The organism is Roseinatronobacter sp. NSM, assembly GCF_052379845.1.
Taxonomy (GTDB): domain Bacteria; phylum Pseudomonadota; class Alphaproteobacteria; order Rhodobacterales; family Rhodobacteraceae; genus Roseinatronobacter.
Window position 1 is genome coordinate 85,768 of the sequence record NZ_JBQTCF010000014.1, and the last position, 7,688, is coordinate 93,455.

The following is a 7,688-nucleotide window of genomic DNA, read 5'->3' on the forward strand; positions in this document are numbered from 1 at the left end:
GCGACATGCTCTACAGGGGGCGTGCGTTATGGCCGTTATGTGACCGCATCTTTGAGCAGGCGCGCAATTTCGTCTTTCAGGGCCAGACGCTTGCGCCGCAATTCCACCTCATGATCCTCTGAGACAGGTTCCACCAATGTCTCTGCGCGATGAATGGCGCGGTTTATCTCATGATACTGCTCCGAAAGCTTCAGGAAATGCGCATCTTCCAGCTTCAGGCGGTGAATCAAATCTACGGAACCGGGAAATTCTTCGGCCAGTTCATGGGGGGTGTGCGACATGTACGACTCCTGTTTTTTTATCGTCCAGTCAACAATAATTCAAACAGCGATCGAAAACATTGATCTGTCGCAAATGAATTGAGCTAACCTGCCATTATTTCGCGCACACGTTGTGCCAGCCAGTCCAGTTGTGCATCGCGCAATCCCAATTCGCCCAAGTGGGCGGCAGTATTGATCAAATATTCGCTGTTCGGCCCGCGCCCGCCCCCTGCGCGCGCAATGATGCGCGCCTGTTCTTCCAGTTCCAGCCCGCCACAATACTGTTCGTGGTCGCGGTCAATAACATATGTCACAGCGTCCAGTTGCCGCCCGTCGCGCAAAGACAGCGTTTCGCGGCGTTCAAGATAGGCGGCTGAAACCAGTTCGCGCGCGCGCAGGTATTCCAGCGTTTCCTCGGCAATACGCGCGGGAATTTCAAAGGCGATCCCCTCGCAATGGCCCGCCCCCCTGTCCAGCGCCAGAACCAACCCCGGTTGTGCAATGGTGCCGCGATGATGGATCGAGCGCATGCAAAACGACCGCGTATACCCGTCCAGCCGCGCAATATGCCGACTGGACCACGCAAAGCCCGGATCCCATATCAGCGACCCATACCCGAATACCCAAAGTGAACTATGCCGCCGCATGTGACTGGTCCTTTTCCATGGGCACGGTGTAAACATGTTTTGTGCGATATTGAAAAGGGGCAAGTGATGCGCGTTTTATTGGCAACTGTGGTGTTGGCGGCGCTGGGGTATGGCGCATACTGGCATATTGCGGCGCGCAGTCTGGATGCACAGATCACCGCGACACTGGCACATGGTCAGGCCATAAATGTTGCCGATTACACATTGGGCGGGTTCCCCCACAGGTTTGATGTGACGCTGAACGCCCCCCGCCTGCACCTGCCCAACACCACAGTGACATGGCAGGGCGATGTTTTGAACATTCACGCCCTCAGCTACCAGCCCCATCATGTGATTGCCGTGTTTCCCGCGCAACAGAATGTCACCTTGTTGCGCAAGGACTGGGTTGTGCGCAGCCCTGATGCACGCGCCAGCCTTGTTGCAGCCCCCATGCGCGGCGGGGCGCTGGACCGCGCCAATCTGGTGTTTGACGCGCCCGAATTTACGCAGGACATGCAAGTGCACAGGGCCGATTCCCTGCGCGCCGGCCTGACCCATATCAGCGATGCGCAATATCAGCTGGCGCTGGACCTGCCGGGCCTGCGCCCCGATCCGGCAGTGCGCGCGGCGCTGGGGGACACCGACACGCTACCGCCGCTTCTGGCGCGCAGTCGTATCATGGCAACACTGGAATTTGACGCCCCCTTGCAGGTGAACAGACCGCTTCCGGCGGTGCAGGACATCAACGTGACCGACGCGGAAATCATCTGGGGGGAAATTGGCCTTCAGGTGACGGGGCGCTTGCAGCCTGACCTTGATGGCACATTATCGGGGCAGTTGGACCTGCATATCACCAACTGGGATCAGGGGCTTGCGTTGCTGGTTGCAGGCGGCCTCATTGACAGCGACGCCGTGCAAATGGCCCATATGATGTTGACCGCGATGAGTGATCGGGAAACAGGCCAGCTTCAGGTGCCAGTGCAGGTGCGCCAGTCCGTCATGTCACTTGGACCGCTTGTTCTGGGCCAGCTGCCGCGCCTTTGAGTGTTTGCGATAGCGAAACCAGATTGCGCAAGGCAGGGCCGCCACCACGCCCAGACTGTTGGCAATAAAATCCGCTACTTCAGCCGAACGCCCGAAATGCGGCTGGATCAGTTCGACCGCCCCGCCATAGGCCACAAGCCCCACCAGTATAACGGGCCAGAATCGCATACGCGCCACATAGGCGGGACAGGCCACCGCGAAAAACACCCCGAAATGCACCAGCTTGTCCACATGTTCGGGAAAGCGCCCTTCGTTTTCGGGCACGGGCATCAACAAAACCACAGTCACGACAAGCAGCAACAAACCCGAGATGACCAGCGCGATACGGCGCTGGCGCGCTGAAATAACAGGTGGTTTGAACATGTGTTGCGGCGTCCCGGTCCGTGGCAAATGCTGCCGTCCGTGACAGAAACGCCCCGCAGGATCAAGCCCGCAGCCGCTCTCGGGGGGGGTCTTGACGCAACTGTGCGGTGATTCTGCCCATTGCCCGTTCTTCCAGCTGGCGAACACGCTCTTTCGAGATACCCAGATCCACGCCAATTTCGGCAAGGGTGCGGGGCACGTCCAGCAAGTGGCGTTCAGTGATGATGCGCTTTTCACGCGCGGGCAGGTCATCGACTGCGGAATACAACATCCGCCGCCTGCGCCGCGTTTCCATATCCTCCAGCACAAAATCTTCGGTGGCGGGGCTGTCATCCTCGATTGTGTCCAGCCAGTCGCGCCCGTCATCTTCGCCGCTGCTTTGGGGGGAATTCAGCGACAGATCCTGCCCGGACATCCGCCCCAGCATGATTTCAACCTGCGCTTCGGGGACGTCCAGTTCACGCGCGACCGATTTTGACAGCGCCTCGTTGCGGGTTTCGCCATCATCAAGCTTGGACAAGGTTTTGCGCAGATGGAAGAACAGCTTTTTCTGCGATGCATTGGTGGCGGTGCGCACCACCGACCAGTTGCGCATGACATATTCCTGCATGGATGCGCGGATCCACCACGCCGCATAAGTCGAAAACCTTGCGCCGTTTTCAGGGTCATATTTTTCCGCAGCGCGCATCAGGCCCAGATTTCCCTGTTGAATCAGGTCATCCAGCGGCATGCCGTAGCGGCGAAACCGTGTCGCAACTGACACGGCCAGACGGCTATAGGCGTTGATCAGGCGGTGCAAGGCGGCCTCGTCGCGCTGGTCGCGCCAGGCGATGGCAAGGTCGTGTTCGGTCTGCGGGGCCAGCATTTCGCGCTTCATGGCGTTGCGGATAAACTGGCTTGTTCTGGGGTCTCGTTGTTCCATGGCGTCCTCTTGTTCGCCGGTATGTATCGACTCGAAACTATAGCGTATCGCTATCAGTTTCCGCGCGGGCTTGTCAATGGCCCGACTGCGGATTACCTGCTGCGTATCACTGTGCATTCGCAAACGGGGCAATGGCACCAACATGACCCAGGATATGGCCGATCTGATTGTGCATCTTGCACGACTGGCGCAAAATACCGGACGCACCGAACTGACGGCGGCGCAATGGACGGCACTGCGGTTTTTCGCGCGCGCCAACCGTTTTTCGCGCACGCCGTCCGCATTTTCGGAATTCCACGCAACCACGCGCGGCACCGCGTCGCAAACGGTCAAATCCCTTGTCAGCCTTGGCCTGCTGCAGCGCCAAAGCAACGCGTCAGATGCGCGGTCAACCTTGATAGAGGTCACACAGGCCGGCCATGACATGCTGTGCCATGACCCGCTGGGCGACTTGCGCCGCGTGCTGGCCGCATTGCCCGCGGATTTGCGCCAGACCCTGTCTGTTGCCCTGCAGCGCGCGACCACGGACCTTGCCAGAATGCGGCAGGTTCCGACATTTGGCACATGCGCAGATTGCAGCCATTGCAAGGAAGGGACCGACACCGCGTATTGCCACTGCACCGAAAGCATGTTGACCAAACCTGAAATGGGCGCCTTCTGCATTGATTTCCAGCCAACAGACCGCGCAGGCTGATCGTCCGCGCGCAGGATCGGCATTATTTCTGCCTGTGCGCGTGCAGGGCTATGGTCTGCTGATCTGAACACTTGCCCCTTCTGACGGCTTTCCTTACACAGGGCGCCAACCCTATGGGAAACGTGGAAAGAGTTATCGCATGTCGAAGCCCAAACCCAAATCCGGCCAGAAATTTTCGGCCAAGAATATAGCCGCAGGCTTCCTGATGGGGCTTTTGGCGCTTAGCCTGCTTGGCTTCGGTGTCGAAGGGTTCGGCGGCAGTGCGCGCAGCATCGGCAGCGTGGGCGGGCGTGACATTTCCACCAATGAATATGCGCGCGCCCTGCAAAATGAACTGCGCGTCCTGCAAAGCCAGACGGGACAATCCATCACCATGGAACAGGCGCGTCTGTTCGGGCTGGACCAGATGGTGCGCGAACAGCTTGTCACCACTGCCGCGCTGAACAATGAAGCGCAACGTCTTGGGGTCTCGGCAGGGGATGAAACCGTGCAGCGCGAAATCCTGCAAGTCAGTGCGTTTCAGGGCCTTGGCGGGCAGTTTGACCGCGAAGCCTATCGCTTTGCGCTGCAAAATGCGGGCTTGAACGAATCCGAGTTCGAGGACTCAATCCGCGAGGATGTCAGCCGCAGCATTTTGCAGTTGGCTGTCATCAGTGCTGCGCGCGCCCCTGACATGCTGGTAACGCCCTTGCTGAACCATCAGGCCCAGACCCGCGATTATTCCATCCTGAGCCTTGGGGCTGATGATCTTGAAACCCCGGTGGGCATGCCAGATGACGCAGAATTGCAGGCGTTCTATGACGCTAATATTGATGACTACACCCTGCCGGAAGGCAAGCGCATCCGCTATGCGTGGCTGACGCCCGACATGCTGATCGACACAGTTGAAATTGACGAAGCTATCTTGCGCGACGCCTATGAGGCACGCGCGCAGGAATTCCGCCAACCCGAACGCCGCCTTGTTGAACGGCTGGTCTTTGCTGATATGCAGCAGGCCGAAGACGCCATGGCCCGCCTGACTGCCGGTGACATCAGCTTTGTGGACCTTGCAGCAGAACGCGGCCTGAGCATTGAAGACACCGATATGGGCGATGTGACGCGCGCCCAGCTTGGCACTGCCGCTGACGCTGTATTTGCGCTGACAGAACCCGGATTCGCGGGGCCTGTGGAAACATCCCTTGGGCCGGCAGTGTTCCAGATGAACGCCATATTGGCCGCGCGCGAAACCCCGTTCGAAGACGCGGCCCCGCAATTGCGCGAAGAACTGGTCGCGGACCGCGCGCGGCGCATCCTGTCAGATGATCTGGACCTGTTCGAAGACCTGCTTGCAGGGGGCGCCACAGTGGAAGAACTGGCCAGCGAAACCGACATGCGCGTCGGTGAACTGGACTGGCGCACAGGCGAAACCGCTGGCATTGCCGCCTATGAAGCGTTCCGTTCAGCCGCGCGCAACGTCGAGGCAGGCGATTTTCCCGAAATCCAGATTCTGGATGATGGCGGCCTGTTCACCCTTGAACTGATTGAGGACCTGCCCCCCCTTGCCCGCCCGCTGGATGATATTCGCACACAGGTAACAGGCGACTGGCGGCGCGCGCAAATCGTTGAAAACCTGCAGCTTCAGGCAGATGGCATCGTGCAGGCGCTTGAAGATGGCGCGGATTTTGCGACGCTGGACCTGACGCCTGATCGTTTTGAAGGAATGCGCCGGAGCGATGTGTTGCCTGACCTGCCGCGCGACCTTGTCGGAACAGCCTTCGATATGGAAACGGGCGATGTGCGAAGTGTCGCAGGTGCGGACCGCGTTTTCGTCATCGCGCTTCATGCGGTATCTGACCCTGACCTGATGATGGACGATGTTGCGCGCTTGCGCGATGCGCTGTCGCAACAGCTGGCGCAAAGCGTCGCCCAAGACCTGTTCACCTATTTTTCATCGGCCTTGCGCCAATCCCAACCCATCCAGTTCAATCAACAAGTGATTGATGCTGTGCACGCGAATTTCTGAACGCCCATGGCCACCCTTACCCCTGAATACCAACGCTTCGAGGCGGGCTGGGCACGCGGTGAAAACCAGCTTGTCTATACCCGCCTTGCCGCTGATCTGGATACGCCGGTTTCATTGTATATGAAACTTGCCGGTGCCAGCCGCGACAGTTTCATTCTTGAATCGGTCACGGGTGGCGAAGTGCGCGGGCGCTATTCCATCATCGGGCTGAAACCAGACCTGATCTGGGAATGTCACGGCACCCGAAGCCGCATCAACCGCGATGCGCGCTTTGACCCCGACAGTTGGCAAGACATGCAAGGTCATCCGCTGGACACATTGCGCGCAGTGCTGGCCGAAAGCCGGATCGACATGCCCGACGATCTGCCGGCGGCGTCTGCAGGGTTGTTCGGGTATCTGGGCTATGACATGATCCGCCTGGTTGAGGATTTGCCCAATATCAACCCGGACCCAATTGGCGTGCCCGATTCCATCATGCTGCGCCCGTCAGTGGTGGCCGTGCTGGACGGGGTGAAGGGCGAAGTGACTGTGGTTTCGCCCGCATGGGCCGGGTCCGGGCTGTCGGCGCGCGCGGCCTATGCGCAGGCCGCTGAACGGGTCATGGATGCCGTGCGCGATCTTGAACGCAGCGTGGCGCAGGCCCCGCGCGAACTGGGCCATCAGGCCACCCCCCTTGGCGCGCCCGTGTCAAATTTTGCCAAACCCGATTATCTGGCAGCAGTCGGGGCCGCGAAGGAATATATCCGCGCGGGCGACATCTTTCAGGTCGTCCCCTCGCAGCGGTGGTCGCAGAAATTCGCGCTGCCGCCCTTTGCGCTGTATCGCTCGCTGCGGCGCACGAACCCGTCGCCCTTCATGTTCTATTTCGATTTTGCCGCGCAATCGGGGGGGTTCCAGATTATCGGGGCCAGCCCAGAAATTCTGGTGCGCCTGCGCGATGGCGAAGTGACCATACGCCCCATCGCCGGAACCCGCCCGCGCGGGACAACGCCGGAGCAGGACCGCGCCTATGAGGCCGATCTTCTGGCCGACCAGAAGGAACTGGCCGAACATCTGATGTTGCTGGACCTTGGGCGCAACGATGTGGGGCGTGTGGCGAAAATTGGCACTGTGCGCCCGACAGAAGAATTCATCATCGAACGCTACAGCCACGTCATGCATATTGTGTCCAACGTGGTGGGCGAACTGGCCGAAGGGCAGGACGCGCTTTCGGCCCTTCTGGCGGGGTTGCCAGCGGGCACAGTCTCGGGTGCGCCCAAGGTCCGCGCGATGGAAATTATCGATGAGCTGGAACCCGAAAAACGCGGTGTCTATGGTGGTGGCGCAGGGTATTTCGCGGCAAACGGCGAAATGGACATGTGCATCTGTTTGCGCACAGCCGTCCTGAAAGATCAGACGCTTTATATTCAGGCAGGCGGCGGCGTTGTCTATGACAGCGACCCGGAATCCGAGTATCTTGAAACCGTCAACAAATCCAACGCCTTGCGCCGTGCAGCGGAAGATGCTGGTCGGTTTTCCGGTGGGAATGGCTGAACTGGAGTTACGGCTGCGTTGTGGCCTTTTGCGGACATTGGGAATGTCCCAAGGCGCGGAATCAAGGGCGCAGCCCGCCGCGCCATCGGCGGGCCGTCCCGCGGCCTGCCGATGCCCTGAAGGCGCGCCAAGCGATTGAATTCAGGGTAAGTATTCGCCGAGGGCCGTCTGGATTGGTTTGCGCTTTTCAAGTTATCGAGTGTCCTTATGGACGCACACGAAGACACCCCCCGCATTCAGGTTT

The 7,688-nt window shown here is 59.6% G+C and carries 8 protein-coding genes; 4 read left to right on the forward strand and 4 right to left on the reverse strand.

From position 1 onward, the window contains the following. Positions 1 to 35: 35 nt before the first annotated feature. Together ACTZWY_RS09655 and ACTZWY_RS09660 are read right to left on the reverse strand one after the other, a co-directional pair. A complete protein-coding gene (locus ACTZWY_RS09655) occupies positions 36 to 281 on the reverse strand; it encodes a YdcH family protein (protein WP_444790494.1) in 246 nt (81 codons plus the stop codon). 83 nt (positions 282 to 364) lie between these two features. Beyond that, complete coding sequence (locus tag ACTZWY_RS09660) at positions 365 to 907, reverse strand: gamma-glutamylcyclotransferase (RefSeq protein ID WP_444790495.1); 543 nt, start codon at positions 905 to 907, stop codon at positions 365 to 367. Between the two features lie 66 nt (positions 908 to 973). Between ACTZWY_RS09660 and ACTZWY_RS09665 the strand changes: the two genes are divergently transcribed. After that, positions 974 to 1,930, forward strand: coding sequence for a DUF2125 domain-containing protein (locus ACTZWY_RS09665; protein ID WP_444790496.1), 957 nt, complete (start codon positions 974 to 976; stop codon positions 1,928 to 1,930). Here ACTZWY_RS09665 and ACTZWY_RS09670 read toward each other — a convergent pair. Together ACTZWY_RS09670 and ACTZWY_RS09675 are read right to left on the reverse strand one after the other, a co-directional pair. Continuing rightward, the gene (locus ACTZWY_RS09670) at positions 1,889 to 2,293 is read right to left on the reverse strand and encodes a VanZ family protein (protein ID WP_444790497.1); all 405 of its coding nucleotides are present in this window, start codon (positions 2,291 to 2,293) and stop codon (positions 1,889 to 1,891) included. The genes ACTZWY_RS09665 and ACTZWY_RS09670 overlap by 42 nt on opposite strands. Before the next feature lie 61 nt (positions 2,294 to 2,354). After that, the gene (locus ACTZWY_RS09675; RefSeq protein ID WP_444790498.1) at positions 2,355 to 3,215 is read right to left on the reverse strand and encodes an RNA polymerase factor sigma-32; all 861 of its coding nucleotides are present in this window, start codon (positions 3,213 to 3,215) and stop codon (positions 2,355 to 2,357) included. A gap of 142 nt (positions 3,216 to 3,357) precedes the next feature. On the opposite strand from ACTZWY_RS09675, the gene ACTZWY_RS09680 reads away from it, so the two are divergent. From ACTZWY_RS09680 to trpE, 3 genes are all read left to right on the forward strand, one after another. Further along, positions 3,358 to 3,909 carry a MarR family winged helix-turn-helix transcriptional regulator gene (locus tag ACTZWY_RS09680; RefSeq protein WP_444790499.1) on the forward strand — a complete coding sequence of 184 codons (552 nt, stop codon included), beginning with the start codon at positions 3,358 to 3,360 and terminating at the stop codon, positions 3,907 to 3,909. 139 nt (positions 3,910 to 4,048) lie between these two features. Beyond that, complete coding sequence (locus ACTZWY_RS09685; RefSeq protein WP_444790500.1) at positions 4,049 to 5,911, forward strand: SurA N-terminal domain-containing protein; 1,863 nt, start codon at positions 4,049 to 4,051, stop codon at positions 5,909 to 5,911. Between the two features lie 6 nt (positions 5,912 to 5,917). After that, a complete protein-coding gene (gene trpE, locus ACTZWY_RS09690; protein ID WP_444790501.1) occupies positions 5,918 to 7,444 on the forward strand; it encodes an anthranilate synthase component I in 1,527 nt (508 codons plus the stop codon). The last annotated feature ends 244 nt before the right edge of the window (positions 7,445 to 7,688 follow it).